At 62.0% G+C, this 23,029-nt stretch carries 23 protein-coding genes; 5 read left to right on the top strand and 18 right to left on the bottom strand.

Going from position 1 to position 23,029, the window contains the following annotated elements:
- Positions 1 to 24 precede the first annotated feature (24 nt).
- Positions 25 to 1,380, top strand: coding sequence for an MFS transporter (locus AB3X98_RS19135; protein WP_368602552.1), 1,356 nt, complete (start codon positions 25 to 27; stop codon positions 1,378 to 1,380).
- 42 nt (positions 1,381 to 1,422) lie between these two features.
- Here the strand turns inward: AB3X98_RS19135 and AB3X98_RS19130 are convergent, their stop codons facing one another.
- The 3 genes from AB3X98_RS19130 to AB3X98_RS19120 all read right to left on the bottom strand — a co-directional run bounded on the left by AB3X98_RS19130 (position 1,423) and on the right by AB3X98_RS19120 (position 4,949).
- A complete protein-coding gene (locus tag AB3X98_RS19130; protein ID WP_368602551.1) occupies positions 1,423 to 2,646 on the bottom strand; it encodes an MFS transporter in 1,224 nt (407 codons plus the stop codon).
- A 14-nt stretch (positions 2,647 to 2,660) separates the two neighbouring features.
- Positions 2,661 to 3,113 carry a MarR family winged helix-turn-helix transcriptional regulator gene (locus AB3X98_RS19125; RefSeq protein WP_368602550.1) on the bottom strand — a complete coding sequence of 151 codons (453 nt, stop codon included), beginning with the start codon at positions 3,111 to 3,113 and terminating at the stop codon, positions 2,661 to 2,663.
- Between the two features lie 1,158 nt (positions 3,114 to 4,271).
- Complete coding sequence (locus tag AB3X98_RS19120) at positions 4,272 to 4,949, bottom strand: MOSC domain-containing protein (protein ID WP_368602549.1); 678 nt, start codon at positions 4,947 to 4,949, stop codon at positions 4,272 to 4,274.
- A gap of 101 nt (positions 4,950 to 5,050) precedes the next feature.
- Between AB3X98_RS19120 and AB3X98_RS19115 the strand changes: the two genes are divergently transcribed.
- Positions 5,051 to 6,001, top strand: a complete 951-nt coding sequence (locus AB3X98_RS19115; RefSeq protein WP_069263602.1) for a LysR family transcriptional regulator — start codon at positions 5,051 to 5,053, stop codon at positions 5,999 to 6,001.
- A 24-nt stretch (positions 6,002 to 6,025) separates the two neighbouring features.
- Here AB3X98_RS19115 and AB3X98_RS19110 read toward each other — a convergent pair whose 3' ends face one another.
- From AB3X98_RS19110 to AB3X98_RS19085, 6 genes are all read right to left on the bottom strand, one after another.
- Positions 6,026 to 7,069: an NAD(P)H-dependent flavin oxidoreductase gene (locus tag AB3X98_RS19110; RefSeq protein ID WP_368602548.1), complete on the bottom strand. Its 1,044-nt coding sequence runs from the start codon at positions 7,067 to 7,069 to the stop codon at positions 6,026 to 6,028.
- A gap of 3 nt (positions 7,070 to 7,072) precedes the next feature.
- Positions 7,073 to 7,627 carry a cytochrome b gene (locus AB3X98_RS19105; RefSeq protein WP_368602547.1) on the bottom strand — a complete coding sequence of 185 codons (555 nt, stop codon included), beginning with the start codon at positions 7,625 to 7,627 and terminating at the stop codon, positions 7,073 to 7,075.
- Between the two features lie 23 nt (positions 7,628 to 7,650).
- Entirely contained in the window at positions 7,651 to 9,321 is a 1,671-nt protein-coding gene (actP, locus tag AB3X98_RS19100; RefSeq protein WP_368602546.1) for a cation/acetate symporter ActP, read from the bottom strand.
- Positions 9,318 to 9,629 (bottom strand): DUF485 domain-containing protein, encoded by a 312-nt coding sequence (locus AB3X98_RS19095; protein ID WP_368602545.1) that lies wholly within the window; start codon positions 9,627 to 9,629, stop codon positions 9,318 to 9,320. The genes actP and AB3X98_RS19095 overlap by 4 nt, the downstream gene beginning before the upstream one ends.
- A gap of 184 nt (positions 9,630 to 9,813) precedes the next feature.
- On the bottom strand, positions 9,814 to 9,978 hold the full coding sequence (locus tag AB3X98_RS19090) for a hypothetical protein (protein WP_368602544.1): 165 nt from the start codon (positions 9,976 to 9,978) through the stop codon (positions 9,814 to 9,816).
- Positions 9,979 to 10,166: 188 nt separating this feature from the next.
- Complete coding sequence (locus AB3X98_RS19085) at positions 10,167 to 10,370, bottom strand: DUF2970 domain-containing protein (protein ID WP_069263591.1); 204 nt, start codon at positions 10,368 to 10,370, stop codon at positions 10,167 to 10,169.
- Positions 10,371 to 10,805: 435 nt separating this feature from the next.
- Here AB3X98_RS19085 and AB3X98_RS19080 point away from each other — a divergent pair, with 435 nt between their 5' ends.
- A complete protein-coding gene (locus AB3X98_RS19080) occupies positions 10,806 to 12,257 on the top strand; it encodes a PLP-dependent aminotransferase family protein (RefSeq protein WP_368602601.1) in 1,452 nt (483 codons plus the stop codon).
- 5 nt (positions 12,258 to 12,262) lie between these two features.
- Here AB3X98_RS19080 and AB3X98_RS19075 read toward each other — a convergent pair whose 3' ends face one another.
- The 4 genes from AB3X98_RS19075 to AB3X98_RS19060 form a co-directional block, all read right to left on the bottom strand.
- Positions 12,263 to 12,490 (bottom strand): hypothetical protein, encoded by a 228-nt coding sequence (locus AB3X98_RS19075; protein ID WP_368602543.1) that lies wholly within the window; start codon positions 12,488 to 12,490, stop codon positions 12,263 to 12,265.
- A 338-nt stretch (positions 12,491 to 12,828) separates the two neighbouring features.
- On the bottom strand, positions 12,829 to 13,788 hold the full coding sequence (locus AB3X98_RS19070; RefSeq protein WP_368602600.1) for a LysR family transcriptional regulator: 960 nt from the start codon (positions 13,786 to 13,788) through the stop codon (positions 12,829 to 12,831).
- Between the two features lie 216 nt (positions 13,789 to 14,004).
- Positions 14,005 to 14,349 (bottom strand): response regulator, encoded by a 345-nt coding sequence (locus AB3X98_RS19065; protein WP_368602542.1) that lies wholly within the window; start codon positions 14,347 to 14,349, stop codon positions 14,005 to 14,007.
- A gap of 206 nt (positions 14,350 to 14,555) precedes the next feature.
- Entirely contained in the window at positions 14,556 to 15,215 is a 660-nt protein-coding gene (locus AB3X98_RS19060) for a response regulator transcription factor (protein ID WP_069265964.1), read from the bottom strand.
- A 329-nt stretch (positions 15,216 to 15,544) separates the two neighbouring features.
- On the opposite strand from AB3X98_RS19060, the gene AB3X98_RS19055 reads away from it, so the two are divergent.
- On the top strand, positions 15,545 to 16,507 hold the full coding sequence (locus AB3X98_RS19055; RefSeq protein WP_368602541.1) for a GlxA family transcriptional regulator: 963 nt from the start codon (positions 15,545 to 15,547) through the stop codon (positions 16,505 to 16,507).
- A gap of 172 nt (positions 16,508 to 16,679) precedes the next feature.
- Positions 16,680 to 17,387, top strand: a complete 708-nt coding sequence (locus AB3X98_RS19050) for an SDR family NAD(P)-dependent oxidoreductase (RefSeq protein WP_069265962.1) — start codon at positions 16,680 to 16,682, stop codon at positions 17,385 to 17,387.
- A 65-nt stretch (positions 17,388 to 17,452) separates the two neighbouring features.
- Here AB3X98_RS19050 and AB3X98_RS19045 read toward each other — a convergent pair whose 3' ends face one another.
- The 5 genes from AB3X98_RS19045 to dxs all read right to left on the bottom strand — a co-directional run bounded on the left by AB3X98_RS19045 (position 17,453) and on the right by dxs (position 23,020).
- A complete protein-coding gene (locus tag AB3X98_RS19045) occupies positions 17,453 to 17,815 on the bottom strand; it encodes a nuclear transport factor 2 family protein (RefSeq protein ID WP_342948921.1) in 363 nt (120 codons plus the stop codon).
- A 100-nt stretch (positions 17,816 to 17,915) separates the two neighbouring features.
- Positions 17,916 to 18,557, bottom strand: a complete 642-nt coding sequence (locus tag AB3X98_RS19040; RefSeq protein ID WP_368602540.1) for a DsbA family protein — start codon at positions 18,555 to 18,557, stop codon at positions 17,916 to 17,918.
- 183 nt (positions 18,558 to 18,740) lie between these two features.
- Entirely contained in the window at positions 18,741 to 20,606 is a 1,866-nt protein-coding gene (ilvB, locus tag AB3X98_RS19035) for a biosynthetic-type acetolactate synthase large subunit (RefSeq protein ID WP_368602539.1), read from the bottom strand.
- A gap of 296 nt (positions 20,607 to 20,902) precedes the next feature.
- Positions 20,903 to 21,103, bottom strand: coding sequence for a hypothetical protein (locus AB3X98_RS19030; RefSeq protein WP_069265958.1), 201 nt, complete (start codon positions 21,101 to 21,103; stop codon positions 20,903 to 20,905).
- A gap of 123 nt (positions 21,104 to 21,226) precedes the next feature.
- Positions 21,227 to 23,020: a 1-deoxy-D-xylulose-5-phosphate synthase gene (gene dxs, locus AB3X98_RS19025; RefSeq protein ID WP_069265957.1), complete on the bottom strand. Its 1,794-nt coding sequence runs from the start codon at positions 23,018 to 23,020 to the stop codon at positions 21,227 to 21,229.
- Between the last annotated feature and the right edge of the window lie 9 nt (positions 23,021 to 23,029).

Below are 23,029 nucleotides of genomic sequence, written 5' to 3'. Positions count from 1 at the left end.
CGCGCACGAGAGAGGTCGATCCCCATGTCGTTGAGCCGCACCGCCACGCAGTCCGATGTCGCCAGGCGCACCAGGGTGCGCTACCTGATCCTCTCGCTGATCTTCATCATCACCACGCTCAATTACGCTGACCGCGCCACGCTCTCGGTCACGGGTTCGGCCATGCGAACCGAGTTCGGGCTCGACGCCATCCACATGGGCTACATCTTCTCGGCGTTCAGCTGGGCCTATGTGCTCGCGCAGGTGCCCGCGGGTTGGGTGCTCGACCGCTTCGGCGCGCGCAGAGTGTACGCGGGCAGCATCTTCCTGTGGTCGCTCTTCACGCTGCTGCAAAGCTCGATTGGCCTGCTCGGCAGCGCGGGCGCAGCGATTGCGGGCCTTTTCGCGCTGCGCTTCGCGATGGGCGCGGCCGAAGCGCCCGCCTTCCCCGCCAACGCGAAAGTCGTGGCGAGCTGGTTCCCGGCGAAAGAGCGCGGCACGGCGTCGGCGATTTTCAATTCGGCGCAGTATTTCGCAGCCGTCGTGTTCACGCCGCTCATGGCGTGGCTCACGCATGCGTATGGCTGGCATCACGTTTATATCGTGATGGGCGTGGGCGGCCTCGTGCTCGCCTTCGCGTGGATCCGCTTCATGAAGAATCCGGCCGATCATCCGGGCGTGAACCAGCAGGAACTCGAATACATCGAGGCGGGCGGCGGCATCGTGAACGGGCATCAACGCGCAGCGCGCGGCGAGCGCAAGGAACGCAAGGGCGCGAACTGGGCGGTCATCCGCCAGCTGCTCGGCAACCGCCTGCTGCTGGGCGTCTATCTCGCGCAGTACTGCATCAACGTGCTCACGTACTTCTTCCTCACGTGGTTCCCGATCTACCTCGTGCAGGCGCGCCACATGACCATCCTGAAGGCTGGGCTCATTGCTTCGCTGCCGGCGATCTGCGGCTTCCTGGGCGGGGTGCTGGGCGGCGTGGCTTCGGACGCCCTGGTCCGCTCGGGCCGCTCGCTCACCATGGCGCGCAAGGTGCCGATCGTCGGCGGCATGGTGCTCTCGTCGTGCATCGTCGGCTGCAACTATGTGAACAGCGACTGGATCGTGGTCGCGCTCATGTCGCTCGCGTTCTTCGGCAAGGGTCTGGGCGCGCTCGGCTGGGCCGTGATCGCCGATACCGCACCGCGCGAAGCCATCGGCCTCTCGGGCTCGATCTTCAACATGTTCGGCAATGTGGCCGGCATCGTCACGCCGATCGTGATCGGCTATCTCGTGGCGGAAACCGGCTCGTTCAACGGCGCGCTCGCCTTTGTCGGCATCAACGCGATCGTTACGGTGATCAGCTATCTCGTGATCGTGAAGGACATCAAGCGCGTGGAGTTGAAGCCCGCCTGATAGTGCGTGATTGCGCGTGCTTGTGGGTAACCGTGCGGCGCGCTATGGCTTCTCGTGGGCCCGCCGCGCGAGCGTGCGGGCCGCGACGATCGCCGCCGCGAAGCCTGAAGCCGCGCCGACCAGCAAGGCCCAGCGCGGCCCCCAGTGGTCGGCGACCCACCCCACGATCGGCGCACCGATGGGCGTGCCGCCCAGCGCCACGGCCAGCCGAATCGCCAGCATGCGGCCGCGCATGCCGGGCTCGGTGGAAAGCTGCATGAGGCTGTTGGTTTCGGTGGTGAACGTGAGCGCCGCGATGCCGATCATCACGAGCGCGCCGCCGAACCACCAGTAGCCCGGCGCAACAGAAGCCAGCACGCAACCCACTCCGAACGCCGCCGCTGCGAACAGCAGCGAGATGAAACGCGGATGGCTGCGCCCCGCTCCGAAGAAGGCGCCGCTCATGGTGCCCACCGCCATCATCGAAGACAGGAGTCCATAGCGTCCCGCGTCGGCGTGAAAGACGTTCACGGCCATCGTCGAGATGAAGATCGGAAAATTCAGCCCGAAGGTGCCGATCAAAAACAGCATGACGAGAATGGCCCGCAGGTCCGGACGCGCCCACACGTAGTGGAACCCCGCGGCAATCCCGCCCTTCGCGGGTTGCGTACGTCTTGCCGAACGCAGTTCGTCCACGCGCAGACGCGTGAGCGAGATCAGCACGGCCACGAACGACAGACCGTTGAGCAGGAAGGCCCAGCCCACGCCCACCGACGCAATGACGATTCCCGCCACGGCCGGGCCGATCATGCGCGCGGCGTTGAACGAGGTGGAATTGAGCGCGACGGCGTTGGAGAGATCGGCGTCGCCCACCAGCTCCGAGACGAAGGTTTGCCGCACCGGGGCATCGAATGCCGTCGTGCAGCCGAACAGGAACGCGAACACGTACACGTGCCAAAGCTGTACGAGCCCAGTTGCCGTGAGCACGCCCAGTGCAATGGCCAGCGTGCCGAGCAGCGCCTGCGTGACCATGAGCAGCTTGCGCTGGTCGAAGTGGTCGGCGGCGAAGCCCGACCAGGGCATGAACAGCATTTGAGGGCCGAACTGCAAGCCCATCACGATACCGACCGCCGCTGCGCTGTGATGCGTGAGCCCGGTGAGCACGAGCCAGTCTTGCGCCGTGCGCTGCATCCACGTGCCGACGTTCGAGACGAGCGCGCCAGCGGACCACACGCGATAGTTGTAAGTCCTGAGCGAACGAAAGAATCCGAATGCTGGAGCGCCCATGTGACCGCCTCGCCTTAGTCGGCCACGAGCCGCTTCAGCAGTTCGACTGCCGCGGCTAGCTGCTGTTGCTCGGCGGCCGAAAGGCGCGTGTCGATCCTGCGCGAGAGCCAGTCCTGGCGCGCCGCCCGCCCTTCCTTGAGCCACTCGCGAAAGGCTTGAGTGAGCGACCAGAGCGTTTGGCGCCCGTCGTTCGGGTCGGGTGCGCCGCTGATATGGCCCGCCGCCTCGAGCGGCGCGATGAGCGCCCCCATGGACTGCGGGCGCATGCCCTCCGCGCGCGCGAGGCTCGACACCGTGGACGGCCCCTCGCGCTCGAGTCGCTGCAGCACGGCCATCTGGGAAGGCGTGAAGTCGCCGAGGATCGCCTGCTCGCGAAAACGGCGGCGCAACTGCCCGACCAGTGCGCGCAGGTCGCCGGCAAGTGCCGCGGCAAGGTCGGGAGGGGGAGTTTGGGCGCGTTCGGTCATCCCCGCATTCTAGGTGATGTGAAGGTAAACTGCAAAGATAACCTTCACATCTCCAGTGACGTGGAAAGTACGCCCGAACGAATCACCGACGTGATGCGAAACAATTGAGTCTGTCGCGAAGCAATTGAGTCGGCCGGACTACTGTTGGCTATTTGCAGGACTCAAGACCGCCAAGGTAGCCGCGTCGAGTTGCCCGAAACGGACGGGCTTATCGACGATACGTCGAGCGCCGATCGCGCCGAAAACACCCGATTCGCAAACCAAACCGTGCTACTTTTAGGATGTGGTAGCGGACAGGTTTCTACCGCGCAAATTCCGGTAGTTCTTGCTGCAATACCACAAATCCCATCAACCCAACCGGCGTCCAATTTCCGGCGTCGTGCAAGCTGAGCAAGGAGGTCTTCAGTGGCAGTTGCAGCAAATAAAAGATCGACTCTTAAGGTATGTACTAAAAGCTCAGTTGGCTCCGGGTGTCTCTTCGGAGCCAGAAATGAAAGAGCGAAAGATCAGAAAGATTCTCAAGAACTGGAAGAAAGCGGATAAGCACACCAGGAAGGCGGGAAAGAAAAGCAGGGTTAAAACGTGGTTGAATGCAAAGACAATCGCGGCAGTCGCAGTCTCCATCCTTCTTATGGTGGCAAAGCTTTGTGGGACCTTTGCGCATGAGTTTCACCCCATCGACCGGTTACGAGGCGCAGACAGGGCAACGGTCAAAGCGCTAGGGGCGGAATACCCGCGAGGCAAAATCAGGAACAAACTGAGCGTTGGACGCAGAACCGAAAACTGCCAAGGCGCCGGGAGCAGGACGCCGGCCAGACTGAAGCAGAAGTAACGAGCCGGAAATGCAGGAAACGCCTCCTGAAATAAGGCGACACACAGGATTCGCAGTCTTCTATTGACGTGGTGGGCGCCGCCGGTGCGGCGCCTGCCACATCTGTGCCGATGCCCTGGCGCGTGCGCGCACACCAGAGGGCGTCAACGCCTACCTCAAACACATCTCGCATCGGAGCATGTCGACCAGTCTCGGATCCTCCTTGACCGGGTTCGACAGACTTTAGGCGCAGTTTGCCAATCGTACCGATTAGTCAATTTACGGACGGAACGCCCGCCGGAGCCTGCTCTAATACCGAAGAGTTTCAACAGCCTTAGTTGTCCCCATCACCGGCGCGCACGCAGCCACTTTTCCCGTTCACCCAGGCGCCGCTTCCAGTCAGGCGCAAGGCCCGGAACGGCGATCAACTCGACCAGCGCATCGATGGACGGACGATGCGACAACTGCACCTTCCAGAACTCGTCGATGGAGAAGCGCTCCGTTTGCCGGTCGACGAGCGTGACAGCGTCGCCTGGCGCAATCATGCCGGGGCGCAGGACACGGTAATACCACCCGGTGATTCGCCCCTCGGCGATATGCATCGACATGCGCTCGACGCCGAAGCGATGATTAATCTTCCAGCACGGGCTGCGCGGTTGCGAGACCTGCAGTATGGCGCCGCCGACCTCGTAGATATCGCCGATGTGCACGTTGCGTTCGGACAGCCCCCGAGCCGAGATGTTCTCGCCGAGACTGCCGGGCACCAGGGCCGCGACGCACTCCGCGAATGCCTCCGCGATGCGGACGTAATTCTCAGCCGCGTAGTGATGAACGGCCTTTTCCGGGCCGCCGTGGATGCGCGGATCGCCATGCTCGTCGCCGACAATCCCGTGCACTTCCACGCGAGCCGGTCCGGCCATGGGCCGTTTGAAAATGCCGCTGCGCTGCCCTTCGTGGTCCAGATAACCCATCCCGCCGGCGAACAGGCACTCGATGTTCGTACTCGACACCATCTCCACGTGCATCCCCCCGTTCGCGTTTACGACACTGTGCTCGCGCCGTTCAATCCAGTAAAGTGATGGAAAGTGATGAAATCCATCATTAATTGTGATTCCTGGAATTCGCCATGGAGATGCGTCAGCTGAAGATTTTCTGTGCGGTGGCGGAGCACGGCAGCTTCACAGCGGCGGCCGAGAAAGTGCACACCGTGCAGTCCAACGTCACGATGCGCGTCAAGGAACTCGAAGCCGAACTCGGTCAGCCACTGTTTATCCGGCAGAAGAGCGGCGTGGTCCTCACTTCGGCCGGGCAAACGTTTCTGGGCTACGCCCAGCGCATCCTCCAGCTCACTGAAGAGAGCCGCAACGCGCTGCTCGATACCGCAACGCCGGCAGGCACGCTGAGGCTCGGCTCGATGGAGACGACCGCTGCGATACGCCTGCCCCAGGTGCTGGCCAGATACCGCGAGAAGTATCCTCAGGTCCACTTGTCACTGCTCACCGGCACGACCGCCGAACTGATCAAGGCCGTCGAAAGCCATCGCCTCGACGGCGCATTCGTCGGCGGTCTGCACCAGAATCCGGTACTTGCGCAAGACGAGGTCTTCCAGGAGGAGCTCGTCCTCGTGAGCAGTTGCGAGTTCGCCTCGCTCGGCGAACTCATTCACGTCATGCCGCAGCAGACGGTGCTGGTCTTCCGCACGGGCTGCTTCTATCGCTCCACGCTCGAACACTGGTTCTATCAGGTCGGGCTCGTGCCCAACCAGGTGCTCGAACTGGGCACGCTCGACGGCATCCTCTCATGCGTGGCCGCAGGCATGGGCGTGACGTTGTTGCCAAAGGCCGTTGCGCAAAACTATGCAGCGCGCCAGGCGATCGCCCTTCACGCGCTGCCGCGCGAGTTCGCCACCGTCAAGACGGTCTTCATCCGCCGCAACGACACGCTCGCGACACCGGCATTGAGCGCGTTTGTCGCGCTCGCGCGCGACCAGCTCGCGCTTTCCAGTGACGACACGAAAGCGAAGCGCACGAATACGCCGAATCGCAAGAGCACGCGGCGTTCGACGGCAGCGGCCTGAGCACCGCCGTCGAACGCACCAGGGTCAGAATGCGGCGCGGCACTCGGCCGACTCCACTTGCGGCAATGCACGGCTTGCGCCGTATGCCAGGCCATCGAGCATCGCCTGGGCATTCGCCGCAACCGTCGACGGCGGCAGACCCGCCACCAGTTCCGCCACGCGCTCGGCCGCCGGCACCACGCTGTCGATCTTGCTTACGCCCTGCCCCGCATAGAGCGAAAGCTTCTGCGCCATGCGCGGTTTGTCGATCATGCGTGCACCGCCGCCAACGAAGCGCAGCAGGTTCCATTTGTCGCGATTGGGAATCACACAATGGGGCGTGCCGTACGGCCAGCCGAACGAATACCCGGTGCGATATTCGATGTCGTCCACGCTGGCCTCGACGATCTTTTGCTTGTATAGCGGGTGCGCATTCGATTCGTCGGTCGCAACGAACGCGGTGCCCACGAGCACCCCTGACGCGCCAAGCAGCATCGCAGCCCGGACATCATCGCGCGTCGTGATGCCCCCAGCCGCCAGCACGGGACGCCCCTGCGCGACCTCGCAGATCGCGGGCAACAGCGACATGACGCCGATCGTCCCCCGGTTGAGGTGGCCGCCGCTTTCGCTGCCCTGTGCGACGACGATATCCGCGCCGTTCCGGATCGCGTGCCGGGCGAGCGCAACAGACCCCACCTGAACCATGACGATCATGCCTGCATCCTTGGCACGAGGGATCATGTCCGCCGCATAGTCTTCGGCGTAGAACAACGAGAGCATGCGCGGCCGCTCCTGCAATACGACCTGGAACTGCGCTTCGAACACGGTCGGGCCGCCAAACTTCGGCACGAGATTCACGCCGAAGGGCCTGTCCGTCTGCTCCCGCGTTTCCCGTATCCACTTGCGCAGCGCGAGCGGCGGCAAACGCAGCCCGCCAAGCGTCCCCATGCCGCCGGCATTCGCCACCGCGGCAACGAGCTTCGGGCCGGAGATCGCCGCCATGCCGCCGAGGAAGACGGGATAGCGGACACCGCACAGTCGCGTGACCGCGTTCCCGCCGAATACCGATACCGATTTGAATTCGCTCATCGCTCAAAGCTCCACGTGTTTGCCAAGCATCCGCTTGAGGGCGTCATTTCCCAGAGCGAAATGATTCTTCAGTGCTCCGAACAGATGCAACGAAAAGCCCAGCAGAAACGCCGTCGCCCCGATATCGAAGAGAATATCCACGACCCGTTGCACCGCTACGCTGGGCTCGATGAGCGTGGGGATCGCCAATCCCCACGGCAACTCGACGGCGACACCGGCTGCCGCTCGGGAAAGCCATACGGCAACCGGCAGCAGCACCATGGCGAGCGCGAGGCCTACGGCAACGGAGCGGCTGACGATCACTTCGACGGGGTTCGGCGTGCCCACGGGCAGCGGATGATACGAAGAAAGCCGCGCCCAGAGCCGGTAGCTCGACACGACGAACAGCACGGCCCCCAGCAGATTCTGCGTACGCACGAGACTCAGTCGTTGCGCGTCGTCCGCGGTGAACATGAGCGCGATGCCGCATCCGGCGATCGACAGCAGCAGCGCTGCGACGACCCAGTGCAGCGCGATCGTGATGGGCGAAAAGCCCAGACCGTTGTCACGCATTTGCATGATTGTCTCCTTGTTGGCGTTCTCTAGTGGCTCACCGCTCCGGACGCGCCGAAGCCGGTCTGCGCGCGGATGGCCTGTTCGCCGAAGTCGTCCCGCTCGCGCTGCGCGCGCTGGCTGCGGTCCGTAACGGAACCCAGCCAGGCGCACAGGAACGCGATGCTCATCGACACGATGGCGGGATAGTCGTAGGGGAAGATCGCCTTCGCATGGCCCAGCACCGTGACCCAGATGGCGGGCGACAGAATGACGAGCGTGACGGCGCTCACGAGGCCCGCGATGCCGCCGGTGAGCGCGCCGCGCGTCGTCAGCCCATTCCAGTACATCGAAAGCGCGAGAACCGGAAAATTTACCGAGGCGGCGACGCCGAAAGTCAGTGCGACGAGGAAGGCGATGTTCTGATCCTTGAACACGATGCCCAGCAGCACCGACACCACGCCTATGCACACCGATGCGATTCTGGAGACCCGCCGCTCGCTCGCGGGATCGGCCCGGTTCTTCTTGAGCACCATCAGGTAGAGGTCATGCGAGATGGCGGAAGTACCCGCCATCGTGAGCCCGGACACGACAGCGAGGATGGTCGCGAACGCAACGGCCGAGAGGAAACCGAGCAGCAGATTGCCGCCGAGCGCCTGGGCGAGATGCATGACTGGCATGTTGCTGCCGCCGATTAGCTTGCCGCCCGTCAGGCCGCCCACATAGAACGACGGGTTGCTGCCGACAATCGCGATCGCCGCCACGCCGAGCACCATGATGACCAGATAAAAGAAGCCGATGAAGCCCGTGGCAACGAACACCGACTTGCGCGCTTCTTTCGCATCCGGCACGGTAAAAAAGCGCATGAGGATGTGCGGCAGCCCCGCCGTGCCGAACACCAGGCCGATCGCGAGCGAAATCAGCGCAATGGGATCGGACACCTGCCCGCTCGGCAGCAGAATGTGCGTGCCGTTCCTGTGCGCGGCGACCGCCTGCCCGAACAGCGCGTTCAGCGAAAAGCCAAACCGGTACAGTGCGAGAACGGCCAGCAATGTGCCGCCGAACAGCATCAGCGCGGCCTTGATGATCTGCACCCACGTGGTGGCCACCATGCCGCCGAAGGTCACATAGACCACCATCAGCAAGCCGACCACGATAATCGCGTCGTTATAGGGAAGACCGAACAGCAACTGGATCAACTGCCCCGCACCGACCATCTGGACAACCAGGTAAAAGCAGACGACGGTCAACGAACCGAAGGCGGTCATCGTCCGGATCCGGTTCTGGTCTAGCCGGTACGATGCGATGTCGGCAATCGTCACGCGGCCCAGATTCCGGATGCGCTCCGCGAACAGGAACAGCAGCAGCGGCCACGCGACGAAAAAGCTGATCGCGTAGATCACGCCGTCGTAGCCGTGGAAAAAGATCATGCTGGTCACGCCCAGCAACGCCGCCGCCGACATATAGTCGCCGGCCAGCGCCATGCCGTTCTGGAATCCGGTGATGCCGCCCCCGGCGGTGTAGAAGTCGTCCATCGAACGGGTGCGCGACGCCGCCCAGTACGTGATGCCCAGCGTCGCCACGGCGAAGACCAGGAACATCGCGATCGCGGTGAGATTGAGGGGACGCCGTTCGACGTCGTGCAGGACCTCAGCAGCCGCCACGTGAGTCGCGACGCCCAGCAGGAGCGGGAAAACGAGAGCAAGACCGGCGCGCTTCATGGTTTCGCTCCCGCCAGGATCTCAGCGGTGAGCGCGTCGAATTCGCCATTGGCGCGGCGAACGTACAAGCCCGTGAGACACCAGCTGCCGACGATCAGCGCGACGCCGATCGGCCAGCCGATATTGACGATACTGTCTGCGGAAAGCCGGATGGCCAGCAAAGCGGGGGCGAATCCAACTAGCGCGATGAACGCGCAATAGGGAATCAGCGTGATGGCCGTCAGCCAGGCAATGTATCTGCGCCGGCGTTTGACCAGCGTGGCGAACAGGGGATTGCTACGAATCCCATGCAGGGTCGTGGGGTTCATCCGATTGTCTCCGTCCATGGAAGGTGTCCGACATGCCCTCTCCCGTGATATCGCCGTTGATCCACTGGGGGCCGCCGCTTCTCGTGAACTTCACAATAGGTCGAACCAAAAATCTCATCAAATGATGTTTCGTGATGGCTGCAATCTGTTTGAGTGAAGCGTGGCGCTTGCCATCACGATTCAATCAGACGCGCTTGCCAGATTCCGCTTGCCTGTGCGCCTCGAGCAGCGCGGCAAACCGTTCCAGCGCGGCCACGCTGCTGTGAACGGAGTGGTATTCCTGCTGGCCGATGCGTGCGTCGAGCACAACCGCCATGCCGGATTGTCGGGCGAGATTGAGGATATCCATCTCATACTCCTTGCCTGAAAACTGGGCGAATCGCGTCGCGTGATATGCAGCGCCTCTTGATAGTCAGATTACGCGCGGCACCACAAAGATCAACGCGGCGCCGACGAAATCACCGTTATGAAACGCCGAACAATCTCGCGTCTCACGATGCTTCGCCGCCGCCCCATGTTTTCGGCAACACCGCATGCTCAGAAGCCTTGTGCGGTTCCCGTAGAATGCGCGACCAGCAGCACGACGCCCAGTATGCAAGCCCCGATCATCGCGGCCAGCGCGACCGCCACGAACGGCAGCCACTTGAAGTTCACGCTGGCCAAATCGGCTTCGTGCGACGCGCTCTTGCGCACGCCGAAAAAGCTCCACAGAACCATGCGCATCATTCGAACGAGTTCCATCATTGACTCCGGTTACGTCGATCAGGTGGATCGGATAGCCTGATCTTCAACCTTGCGCGTTGCCAAAAAAAGCAGCAGTTGCGAACGATTCGAGCGACGCAGCCGATTCACGCGCCGGTAGAACCCGACAAAGAAACGCCCCGGTACTTGCGCACCGGGGCGAAAGGCTTGCCACGCTACAGGCAAAAAGAGCCGCAAGCTCTGCGGGTTTAGGTGATGATCCAGGCACTCGCGCAGTTATCCCGGCGCATCCCGGGAGAACAGACCCGGACTGCGATGCGCACTGGCCGCAATGATCCGCCCTCCCAGCAAGCGCGTATAGAAGCAGTCGACGCATAATTGACCGTAGCAGATCGGATTCGCGGTCGTGCGCACCATGAGAAAATCGCTCGAAGCACGAGTCCACCCATGACCTCTTTGGAAGAACCGGCACGCATGACACGCTACGAACGCCTCGCGCAAAGCATGGCCGCCGAGATTCGCTCCGGCAACCTGAAGCCGGGCTCGCGCATGCCGTCGCTGCGGCAAATCATTGCGCAGCACGGTGTCAGTCAGTCCACGGCCGCGCGTGCCTACTACGTGCTCGAGCAGTGGGGCCTCGTGCGCGCCGAAGAACGTTCGGGCTACTACGTCGCGCCGCTCTCGAAGCCCAACAAGACGGACTCGCGCGCAACGACGGGCGAGTCCGCCACCGTCGATATCAGCGAGCTGGTGTTCTCGGTGCTCGACGCCGCCAAGCGTCCCGGTATCGTGCCGCTCGGCTCCGCCTTCCCTTCCCCGTTGCTGTTTCCGCTGTCGCGCCTGGCGAAATCGCTCGGCCAGGCCGCGCGCAGCGTGAGCCCGTGGAGCACGGTGGTCGATCTGCCGCCCGGCAACGAGAACCTGCGGCGGCAAATTGCGCTGCGCTACATGCGGGTTGGCATCTCGCAGCCGGCCGAGGACATCATCATCACCAACGGCGCGCTGGAAGCGCTCAATCTTTGTCTGATGGCGGTCACGCAGCCCGGCGATATCGTCGCCGTGGAATCGCCGGGTTTTTACGCGGCGCTTCAGGCGATCGAACGGCTCGGCCTGCGGGCAGTCGAAATTCCCGTGGATACCGCCACCGGGCTCGACCTCGACGCGCTAGCGCAAGCGCTGGACAAGCACCCCATCCGTGCCTGCTGGTTCATGACGAATTTCCAGAACCCCACGGGCGTCACGTTGTCGGCGGCGAAGAAAGAAGCGTTAGTCGAGCTGCTCGCGAAACACGAAGTCCCGCTCATCGAAGATGATGTGTACGGCGAGTTGCACTACGCGCCGAACTATCCGCCGCCGGCCATCGCGTTCGACCGGCGTGGCCTCGTCATGCACTGCGGCTCGTTCTCGAAGAACCTGGCGCCGGGTTATCGCGTAGGCTGGGCGAGCGCTGGGCGCTTCGCGGAACGCGTGCAGCGCCTGAAGCTCATGACGACGATCTCGGCCAGCATTCCCGCCCAGGCCGGCATTGCCGACTACCTCGAGCATGGCGGCTACGAGCGTCATTTGAAGAAGATCCGGCTGGCCATGCAGACGCAGCGCGATGCGATGATCGAGGCGATCCGCCGGTGGCTGCCTGAAGGCACGCAGTACACGCGGCCCGAGGGCGGCTATTTTCTGTGGCTCACGTTTCGCGAGCGCATCGACGCCATGGCGCTCCATCGTCTCGCGATCGAACGCGGGATCAGTGTCGCGCCCGGCCCGCTCTTTTCCGCGTCACGCGCATTCGAAAACTGCATACGGCTCAATTACGGGCATCCCTGGTCGGCGCGCATCGATGAGGCGATCCGCACGCTCGGTGAACTGCTCGTTCATCCCGATGTGTGTGCACGATCGCGCTCGATCGATGCGCGCGGCACCAACCCATAGCGACCTTAACTGCCAAAGAACAGGTTGCAGAAACTCACCGGGCCCACACAGGTATTGGCGTCCCGTGCCTGCGTCTTGGCCGGACGCTGCGGCGCCTGATACGTATTCGCCCGGGACGTATTGGTCTGGGCCGTTTGTTGAGCATCCGTCTGCGCGGGAGCGACGGATTCGGCGTGGACAGCGAAGCTGGCCGACAGCGAACAGGCGAAGAGGACAGCAGTAAGCAATTTCATTTCAATCTCTCTAGCAAGGTGATGGAGGCGACGCCTCCGGGGAAACAGCCTGGCCAGATTAATCACTTTCACTACTCAAGAGAATCCTGCAACCGCGGGAATGATCCTTCCATTCCATGGGAGTATCGAGAATCCGGCTCGCGCACAACACGCGGACGCTCACAGCAGACAAACACGGCTCAAATCCACCGTGCGGCGATAGACATTCCTGTTGAGCCAGGGAACGAAGGTGTATTCGTCATAAGCAGTACTGCCAACGAATATCCAGTTGTGCAATACGTAAGACATCGCTACCTCTTCGGCGTAGAACGAATTCGTTTGCCTCTCGCGGCAAGCCGTCACGACATCATCGCGTGAGCTTCACTTCGCTTCATCGTTTGCGGTATGCGTATGACGTCATCGGTACCCGCCTTCGCAGGCGCCCGAAAGAACTCGATGCAAAAGTCGACGAACATTCTGAGCCGTGCCGGGATCAGTTCACGGTGAGCATAAAAAAGGCATAGTTCAACGCGGCTATCGGATGCCGTGCATTCCGGCAGGACGTGCACGAGATGTCCCATATCGATATCTTCGCGAATCATGGTTTCAGGCAGCGTGGCAATGCCGGTGCCGTCGAGCGCTGCCGCGCGCAGCAGCACGTCGTTGCCTTCCATCGACGAATTGGGCGAAATACTCACTTTCCGGCCGCCCTCATGAAGTTCGATGAAGTCCGCACTCTTCTTTCTCGTTTCCGGATCGACGAGCAGAAAATGGTTGGGGAGCTCCGCAGTGGATTCCGGCACACCGTATTGCTCGAGATACGCGGGCGCGGCTACGAGAATGCGTGGCGAGCGCAATAGCGTGCGGCGAATCACGGTGGACTGCTCGACGAGCTGAGGCGGAAGAATGGCGATATCGAAACGGCCGTCGAACAGATTCGTGACGTGGTCCTCAACGGAAACCACCAGACTCACATGAGGAGCGATGGCGCGATAGCGCCGCATCAACCGCGAAAACGCGCCGTTCACCAGTGTGGGGTGCACGACGAGCCGCAACTTTCCGCCATTGACCTCGTGCTCCATCGCAATGCGCCGATTCGCTTCGTCCAGTTCTTCGAGCAGACGGCAGCAAATCAGGTAGTACGATTGCGCGGCGTCCGTCAAGGAAACGGACCGCGTAGTCCTGAGCAAGACTCGCGTCTGGACGCATTCTTCGAGCTTTGCGATCGCTTTCGACACGGACCCAGTCGTCACATTCAATGACTCGGCGGCCTTGCTGAAACTCTGATACCGCGCAGCGGCGACGAATGCACGCAACATGTAAAGCTGATCCATCTCGCACCTCACAAGTGTTTTGCCCTGCCCGACGATTCAAAGCGTAGGCGCGCAAGCCGCGCGACGGTATCGTCCGATGTGGTGTGATGTCCTATGCAGCCGCGTGCGCGTCTAATACATCCGGATGGCCTGCATGGGCGGCCGGCATAGCCGCCGTTTCGCCAGGCCCGGCAGCGCCCGAATTTCAGGCGTTCGGCCGCATCACTTTTTCAGCAATTCACTAATCCGTGCGAGAAGTCCTGCGTCATCCACGGGCTTCGAAAAGAAACCGGCGGCGCCGTTATTTTTTGCGCGCTCGCGCACGTCCTCGGTCACATACGCCGTCACGAAAATGACGGGGATGGGACGCTTCCATCGCTTGATCGACTCGAGCAGCGCAAAGCCGTCCATGCCCGGCATCTGGATATCGGCGACGACGAGTTTCAGTGTCGAGCGGCGCGCATCGTCCAGAAGATGGTGTGCAGATGCGTAGTCGATCACGTTCCAGCTTGCCGAACGCAGCGAACTGGACAGCGCCATCCGGACGAATTCATCGTCGTCCACCATGCCGATCGTCGCAGGCGGCCGCGCTGGTTTTATCTGGGGTCCGGTGGCCATCGAAATGAGGCAGAAAGGTAGAATCTTTCTGCAAAGTACAGGCGCGCCGAGGGGGCAGCAATCACACTATCGGATGATTCTTGTGACAGTGCGTATTAGCGGGGCGAGATCCGTGCGCCGACGCAGGCAGCCATGGCGCAGCGAATGCAAAATGCCTATCTGGCGCTCTGCGGAGCCGGCTGCACCTGCTGCAACTTCTTGATGAGTTCGGCCACGGAGCGCGCATTGAGTTTGTGCATGGCCTGGGCCCGATGGATCTTGACCGTGACCTCGCTCAGGCACAGCAGGTCCGCGATCTGCTTGTTCAACAGACCTTCCGAGACCAGACCGATGACTTCGCGCTCGCGCGCCGTGAGCGAATCGTATGCTTGACGAATACCCGCGACGAGCCTCGCCTGGCGCCGCAATTCGCCATCGCGTTTGAGCGCGGCGGCGATCGTGTCGAGCAGATCCTGGTCCTTGAATGGCTTCGTCATGAAATCGAAAGCGCCCGCTTTCATCGCCTTGACGGTCATGCCGATATCGCCATGTCCCGTCAGGAAGACGATGGGAAATCGAATGCTCTCCTTGAAGGCTTCCTGCTGAAGCGTGAGGCCGCTCTCGCCGCGTAACCGGATGTCGAGAATGAGGCAGCTCGGCACGTCCGGCATTTGCACGGCGAGAAATTCGTCAGCCGATTCGAACGCCCGCACCTCGATGCCCACTGACATGAGCAGACTGGTCAGCGCACCACGAATGGACTCGTCGTCGTCGATCACGTACACGAGCGAGTCCGGTAGTTGTTCACTTCGCGTCCCAACGCTATCGTGTTTCATCGCTCGATCTTCGAAAAGTTCGTGATGGCGAAAAAGTGCCGATGCTCGCCATATGGTAAGCAATAGCAAGACTTATCGCCACCGCTTGCACACCGTGGGCGATGACTTCCTTTGAAGCAGGCACCCACATAAATCATACTTTTCAGCCTCGCTCTTTTTCGCGTACCACGCCTGGGACCTACGCGGCTCATCCCTGCGTATGAGGGACCACATGCCGGCAAGATGCAGCTTCAGCCATTCGGAGAATGGTCAGCCTGGCGCTGCACGCCTAACCTTTTTCCAGTGGGCCATCGCGCTATCGGGATCACTGCTCAGGTTGGGTGTGCAAAATGAAAGTCGCTATTGTGGTGCTTGACGGTGTACAGGCCATGGATATCGCAGGCCTGCTCGACGTGTTCTGCGAAGCGAACCGTTTGCTCGGCGAGACGCGCCAGTATCAGGTGCCCCTCGTTGGCGAGCACGCAGGCGCGGTCGCCTGCTCGAACGCGATGCAGCTTTGCGTGCCGTGGGTCTATGGGGACTTTCGCGCGAACATCGACGTGCTGCTGGTGACAGGCTCCGCACACGCCACGCACGACGGGCCGAAACCGGATTTCCTGGACTGGCTGCGGCGCCGCGCACTCGAGTCGAAGCGATACGGCTGCGTCTGCAACGGCGCATGGCTGCTCGGGCGCGCCGGTCTGCTCGATGGCAGGGAGATTGCCACGCGCTGGACCGACGCGAGCCGTATGGCCGGCGAATTCCCGCGTGCCCGCATACGTCCTGACAAGAACCTGATTCGCGATGGACGCCTGATTTCGTCTGCCGGCACGACCGCCGGACTCGATCTGGGCCTCGCGCTCGTCGCGCAAGACTGGGGCCAGAAGCTCGCCGAACAGGTGGCAAGACGTCTTGGCGCCAATCTGCAAAGCGAGCCCTACCAACGTCATCCTTACGTTGCGCCTCCAGGCGATGAAAGTTCGATTATCGGAAAAGTACATCGCCATATCGACGACCATCTTTCCGATGTGCTTTCGATAGAGCAGCTCGCCGAGGCGGTCTACGTGAGCCGGCGCACGTTATCGAGAATCTTCGCGAAGTATCTCCACACGACCCCTTCCGCATTCGTGGACCAGGTCCGTGTCGGTGCCGCAAAGCGGCTATTGGAGGAATGCAACATGCCGATGAAAACCGTCGCGTTCGACTGTGGCTTTCATAACGCCGCGCACATGCGCATGGTGTTTCAACGGCGCCTCAAGCTCACTCCCCGGCAATACCGCCAACAGTCCCACACGACCGAGGCCGCCGCCTGAGTGATTGCCACGGGCGCAATCGCCATCCCGCCGCGATTTGTTCTCGCGGCGCAAGACTCTTTGTCCATGGTGTGTGTTCGCACTCGCAACGGATACGCCTACAGTGGTTTTCCATCGGATCCATCGATTCGAACGGCCACCCGGCCGACTTACCCATACTATGAGACACACAATGAGCACTTCCAGGGTCGTCATCGTCACCGGAGCATCGCAAGGCATCGGCGCCGAAACCGTCAAGGCCTTCCGCGCGCAGGGCCATCGCGTGGTCGCCACGGCCCGCTCCATCACGCCGGCCGCTGAGGCCGACTATGTCGCCGTGGCCGGCGACATCGGCGACGCCGCCACGGCTCGCCGCGTGGTGGACGCCGCCATCGAGCACTTCGGCCGTGTCGATACGCTCGTCAACAACGCGGGCATTTTCATTGCGAAGCCCTTCACGCAGTACACCGCCGACGACTACGCCGCAATCCTGAACGTCAACCTGAACGGCTTCTTCCACATCACGCAATATGCGATCGAAGCGATGCAGAAGCACGGCAGCGGCCACGTGGTGAACGTCACCACCACGCTTGCCGACAAGGCGAACAGCAAAGTCCCGTCCGTTCTTGCCTCGCTCACCAAGGGTGGTTTGAACGCTGCGACGCGCTCGCTCGCAATCGAATATGCGCGCGCGGGCATTCGTGCCAACGCGGTTTCGCCTGGGATCATCAAGTCGCCGATGCATGCTCCCGAAACGCACGCCGCGCTCGGCGCGATGCATCCGGTCGGTCACATGGGCGAAATGAGCGACATCGTCAATGCGATTCTCTATCTCGACTCGGCACCGTTCGTGACGGGCGAGATCCTGCACGTGGACGGCGGCCAGAGCGCAGGTCACTAAGCGGTTGAGCATTGCCCGCGCCCCGGCCTCGATGGCTCGCCGGGGCGCGGGCGCGTGGCGGCCGCTTATTGCACGTTGGTCAGCGTCTTCGTGATGACGAGCCATCTGTCGCGCTGGCGCATGATCGAAAAATAATTGTAGTAATTGAAACCCAGCATGCGCACATGCAGTTTCGCCGTCGCGATGTTCTGCTGGACATCGAGCATCAGCAGTTCTGTTTCGACCCGTTCGCCCAATTCGGCCGGCGATTTCCTGATTGCCACACCCGCAAGATACTCGTCGATCGTCTTGTAGTAGGGCTGGCCATTCACCTCCCCCGCCACGATCGCGCGCGCGTCGAACACCTTTCTCAGCTGTTCCACATCGCCGCGCCAGGTGGCATCGAAATAGCGCTGCACGAGTTCGACGATTTCGTTGCTGTCGTTCATTGCATCACACTCCTTATTGATTCCCGACTCGGTCCGTCAATTCGAAGCGGGCTGCGCAATCGCTTGCGCAGCCCGCTTCGAACAACCCGGATCAAAACGATCAGGCAAGCGGCCCCTCGATCTCATTGAGCCTTTCTTCGAGTACGTTGACGCTCGCATAGCCCGAATGCACGGCGTACGTCCGGCCTTGTTCTTCAAGCATCAAGGTCGGGAACGACGCGACGCCAAGCGCTCGCGCACGGGCGAAATCGCGCTGCGTTTCTTCCTGCGTTTCCGCTGCTTCCCACGCCTGGTAGAACGCGTCGGCACTTACCTGAACGCCTACAGCATCCAGCGCGGTCACGGCGATATCGCTCAGCACGCGACCGTCGGTCGTATCCAGCCCTTGCACGTAGAAGCCGTTCTGCAGCGCACGGAACACCGAAAGCAAGGCATCGCCACTGGCGAAGCGGCGCGCCGCCACAACAGCGCGGCAAATCGGCTCGGTATCGTAGACGAACCCCTCGCGCGCCATGAACGCTTCGCGATTGAACGGCAAGCCGCTCAGCGCTTCCACACGTTGCCAGTGCTGCAACCGGAAACACTTGCCGGTCGCATCGAGCACATCGGTCGCGCCGGCGCGAATCCCGCCGACCACGATTTCCAGTTTCAAGTCCGGCACGCGCGCGACAAGCGCGGAAAGCTCCTTGCCAAAGCCATAGCACCACGAACACATCGGATCGCCAACATAGATCAATTTCATTGCTCGCTCAAGTGAAGAGACAACGCGGGGCCCGCAGGACCCCATGCCCCGCATCGCTCCCAGCCATCAGAGTGACTATAGGTTTCTGGCCTCACTCGATAAACGCCGTAGCCAGAACTTCTTTTGTTACATGGCGGAAAGACGAAAGGCTCTTCACAAGCAGAGTGGCGTTGCCATGCTGGCCTAGAACATGTCAGAAGCCGCTTGATGACCTGCACGCGCGCCCCCCGACTCCTCGCCATCCCTCGACGGGATGAACGGGCCGGTGATCATCTCCGAATAGCTCATGCCGGGCCCAACCATCGGAAACACATCGGCATCCTGATCGATCATGACTTCGAGGAAAGCCGGACCGTCGAACGCCACGAAAGCCCGGAGCGCTTCCTCGACTTCGCTCAGGACCTCGACGCGCTGCGCGAATTCGAACCCGTCGGCACGCGCGGCCATGACAAAGTCCTTTCGATGAAGCGACTTGTCGCTCACGCACAGGCGCCCGTCGTAGAAAAGACGCTGCCACTGCCGGATCATCCCGTCACCGACATTGTTGAACAGCAGCACTTTGACCGGCACGCCATACGTGGTCGCGGTCTCCAGATCGCCGATATTCATGCGCATGCTGCCGTCACCGTCGATGTCGATCACGAGGGCATCCGGGCGTCCCATCTGGGCGCCGATTGCAGCGGGCAGGCCAAAGCCCATTGTCCCCATGCTGCCCGACGTGAGAAAGCTGCGCGGCTCCACGAAATCGAAGAACTGCGCGGCCCACATCTGGTGCTGGCCCACGCCCGTGGTGACAATGGCCCGGCCGCCGGTAATCTCGCTCAGCTTTTCCACCACGAACTGCGGCTGAATGAGCGGGCTCGCGCGGTCATAGTTCATGCCGTAGCGCTGCTTCAGCTCCCTGATGTGGTCGAGCCAAGCCAAAGGCGCTTGCACGTGCGCTTCGTGTTGCATCAGAGAAAGCAACGCGTCTTTCGCGTCGCCCACGTGAGTCCAGTGCGCGCGCTTCACCTTGTTGATTTCGGCTTCGTCGATATCGATGTGCGCAACATGGCGCGCTCGCGGAGCAAATGCATTGGGGCGGCCACCGGCGACCCGATCATCGAATCGCGCGCCCACGGCAATCAGAAAGTCGCAGTCTTCCACCGCGTAGTTCGCGCAGGCCGCGCCGTGCATGCCCAGCATGCCGAGCCCCAACTCGTGCTTCACGGATATCGTGCCGAGCCCCATCAACGTGTTGACCACGGGAATGCGGTAGCGCTCGGCGAACTGGCGCAATTCCGCCGTGGCGCCGGCCGTGATGATGCCCCCGCCCACATACAGCAGCGGGCGCTTGCTTTGCGCCAGCAGATCGAAGAATTCGTCGCGCTTGCCCGCTTCGAGACGTGCTCCCTTCGCCACCTTGCGAAGGCGGTCGGAGTAGCCGCGAAACGCCAGCGTGCCATGCCCCTGCCAGGTGCCGGTCCAGTTCTGGATGTCTTTGGGCACATCCACTACCACTGGGCCGGGACGGCCGGTGCGCGCGACTTCGAACGCCGTGCGCAGCGTTTGTTCGAGCTTGTCCGGGTCGGTAACGAGAAACACCTGCTTGGCGCACGCCGACATGATGTTGAACACCGGCGCTTCCTGGAAAGCGTCGCTGCCGATAGCGGCACGCGGCACCTGCCCGCAGATGAGAACCACCGGGACCGAGTCGCCATTGCAATCGGCAATCGGTGTCACCGCATTGGTCGCGCCGGGACCGGACGTCACCATGAACACACCGACCTTTCCGCTCGCGCGCGCGTATCCCGCGGCCATGAAGCCGGCGGTCTGTTCGTTGGCGGGTACGACGAGGTTGATCTGACGCTCGGGCTTGTCGGCGTGCAGTTCGTTGAAACGGAACACGGCGTCGTAGGTCGGCAGGATCGCGCCGCCGCTATAGCCGAACACGGTATCGACACCCTGTTCGCTAAGTACGCGCAAGATGATGTCGGCGCCCGACATCGGTTCGCCGGGAAGTGGCGCTTTCTGGGAGCTTTCTGGAGCAATAATCGGGTTCTGGGACATACGAGGCTCGCACGGAAACGGGCGCTGATGCGGTCAGCGGCCAAACACAACGGATCATTTCCCTTCCGACTCAAGAACAGCGTATGTCCCCTACCAGCTCGTGGACGACAGCGTCAGCGGGTTCTCCGCATGAAGCACAGTCCACCCGGCACTCTTTTGACGTGCGCCTGGAAATACTGTGAGAAAGGGTTCCAAGAATTCTGACAACGATTGAAGCGGCGCGCGTCAGCAATACGGCTGTTTATGGGCCAGGATGCGTCGCATCCGGGCCACCGTGGCTGACGGCTGACTGTTTCCTACCACTCGGCAATGCCGACATCCATGTCCTCGTCGTAGAACGCAACCAGAAACTCTTCGGGCATCAACCACGAATCGACGCTCACGGTTTGCGCGCCAACATCGACATCGACCTTCGCGTCGGCGTCCACCGACTTCATCGCATGGACGATCGTCGAAAGATCGTCCGGGCGGATTTCAGTTTTCATCGCGAACTTCATTTTTCACCTCTCTGTCTGGATATCCAGTCTCGATAACTATAGGATCAACGCCCCATGCCACCAACCAGGCCAGCCTCAATTCACTCTTTACATCGCGTAACCCAAACCGGAGGCACAGGGCAGTCATTCAACCGGGTCGAGCAGGTCTACCGCTTCGGTGAACGCCAGGACGGCTTCCCGCACGCCTGCGACTCCCAGACCATTCAAACGGAGCAGTTCGGCACGGTCGCCGTGCGGGACAAAGGCGTCGGGAAGTCCGAGCCGCAGCATACGTACGGCCCACCCTTCCGCCGCGATCCGCTCGGCGCATGCGGCGCCCGCTCCGCCGAGCACGGTGCCTTCTTCGATCGTCACGATCACCTCGTGCTCGTTGGCAACCGTCAGCAACAAGTCTTCATCGAGCGGTTTGACGAAGCGCATATCGACCACGGTCGCATCGATCTCCCTTGCGACTTCCATCGCGACCGAGAGCAAGGGCCCGAACGCGAGAAACGCCACCCGCGCGCTGTCCCGCTTGCCGGAGACGCGGCAAACCACGCCTCTTCCGAGCGGCAGTGTTTCTTTCGTCTGCTCAATGACTTCAGATCCCGTTGTCTCCCGCGGGTATCGCACGGCGCACGGTCCAGGCCACGCAAGGCCGGTGTTCAGCATGCGATAGCATTCCTTTTCGTCGGACGGGGTCATCACCACCATATTCGGCACGCAACGCAGGGCCGCGATGTCGAACGCACCCAGATGCGTGGCGCCGTCGCCCCCGGCAATCCCCGCGCGGTCGAGCGCGAACAGAACCGGCAGATTCTGCAGGGCGACGTCGTGAATCAGCTGGTCATAGCCGCGCTGAAGAAACGTCGAGTAGATGGCGACGACGGGCCTCATTCCCTCAACGGCGAGGCCGGCCGCCAGCGTGACGGCGTGCTGTTCTGCGATACCCACGTCGATGTAGCGATCCGGATAACGACGCTCGAATCCGGTCAGGCAGGATCCTTCGCTCATCGCGGGCGTGATGCCGAAGATGCGCTCATCCGTTGCCGCCGCGTCGCACAACCATTGACCGAATACCTGGCTATAGGTCAGCTTGCCGCCCTTCTTGCGCACCAACCCGGTATCGGGTTTGAACGGGCTCGGCCCGTGGTACGCAACGGGCTCCAGTTCCGCAGGTCGATAACCTTTTCCTTTCTTCGTCACCACGTGGATGACGTGCGGCCGGTTGCGTGTCTTCGCGTCCCGCAGCGTGGCGAGTAGATTCGCCATATCGTGGCCATCGATGGGACCGACGTAGTCCAGACCTAGCGTTTCGAATAGCGTGGATATGGGGACGTTCGCTTCGTCGCGCCAGCGCGTAACCAGCGCCTCGAGATGATCATTCAGTCCGCCGACCGCCGGTGAAATCGACATGCGGTTGTCATTCAGAACGATCGTCAGCGGCAGCGTTTCGCAGGACCCTGCGTGATTCAGCGCTTCATACGCCATCCCCGCGGACAATGAGCCATCGCCGATCACCGCAACGACGCGGGCGTCCCGACCGCGCAGGCCCAGGGCCATGCCGACCGCCGCCGAAATCGACGTGCCGGCGTGCCCGACACCGAACGCGTCGTAAGGCGACTCTTCGCGCGCGGGGAAACCGGCCATCCCGCCCACTTTCCGCACGCTTGCCATGGCCGCTTTTCGGCCCGTCAGGATCTTGTGCGGGTAGCATTGGTGCCCCACGTCCCACACCAGGCGATCTTGCGGCGTGTCGAATACATAGTGAAGGGCAACCGACAACTCCACCACACCGAGGTTCGATGCCAGGTGGCCGCCGGTACTCGACACACTTTCGATCACGAATTCCCGAACCTCGTCCACGAGGCGCTGAAGCTCACGCTCATCCAGATCGCGCAGATTGCTCGGGAAATCGATCATGTCAAGCAGGTTCATGACGTTGCT

This window comes from Paraburkholderia sp. BR14312, from assembly GCF_040948675.1.
GTDB lineage: Bacteria > Pseudomonadota > Gammaproteobacteria > Burkholderiales > Burkholderiaceae > Paraburkholderia > Paraburkholderia nodosa_A.
This window is presented reverse-complemented; position numbering and strand designations above follow the sequence as displayed.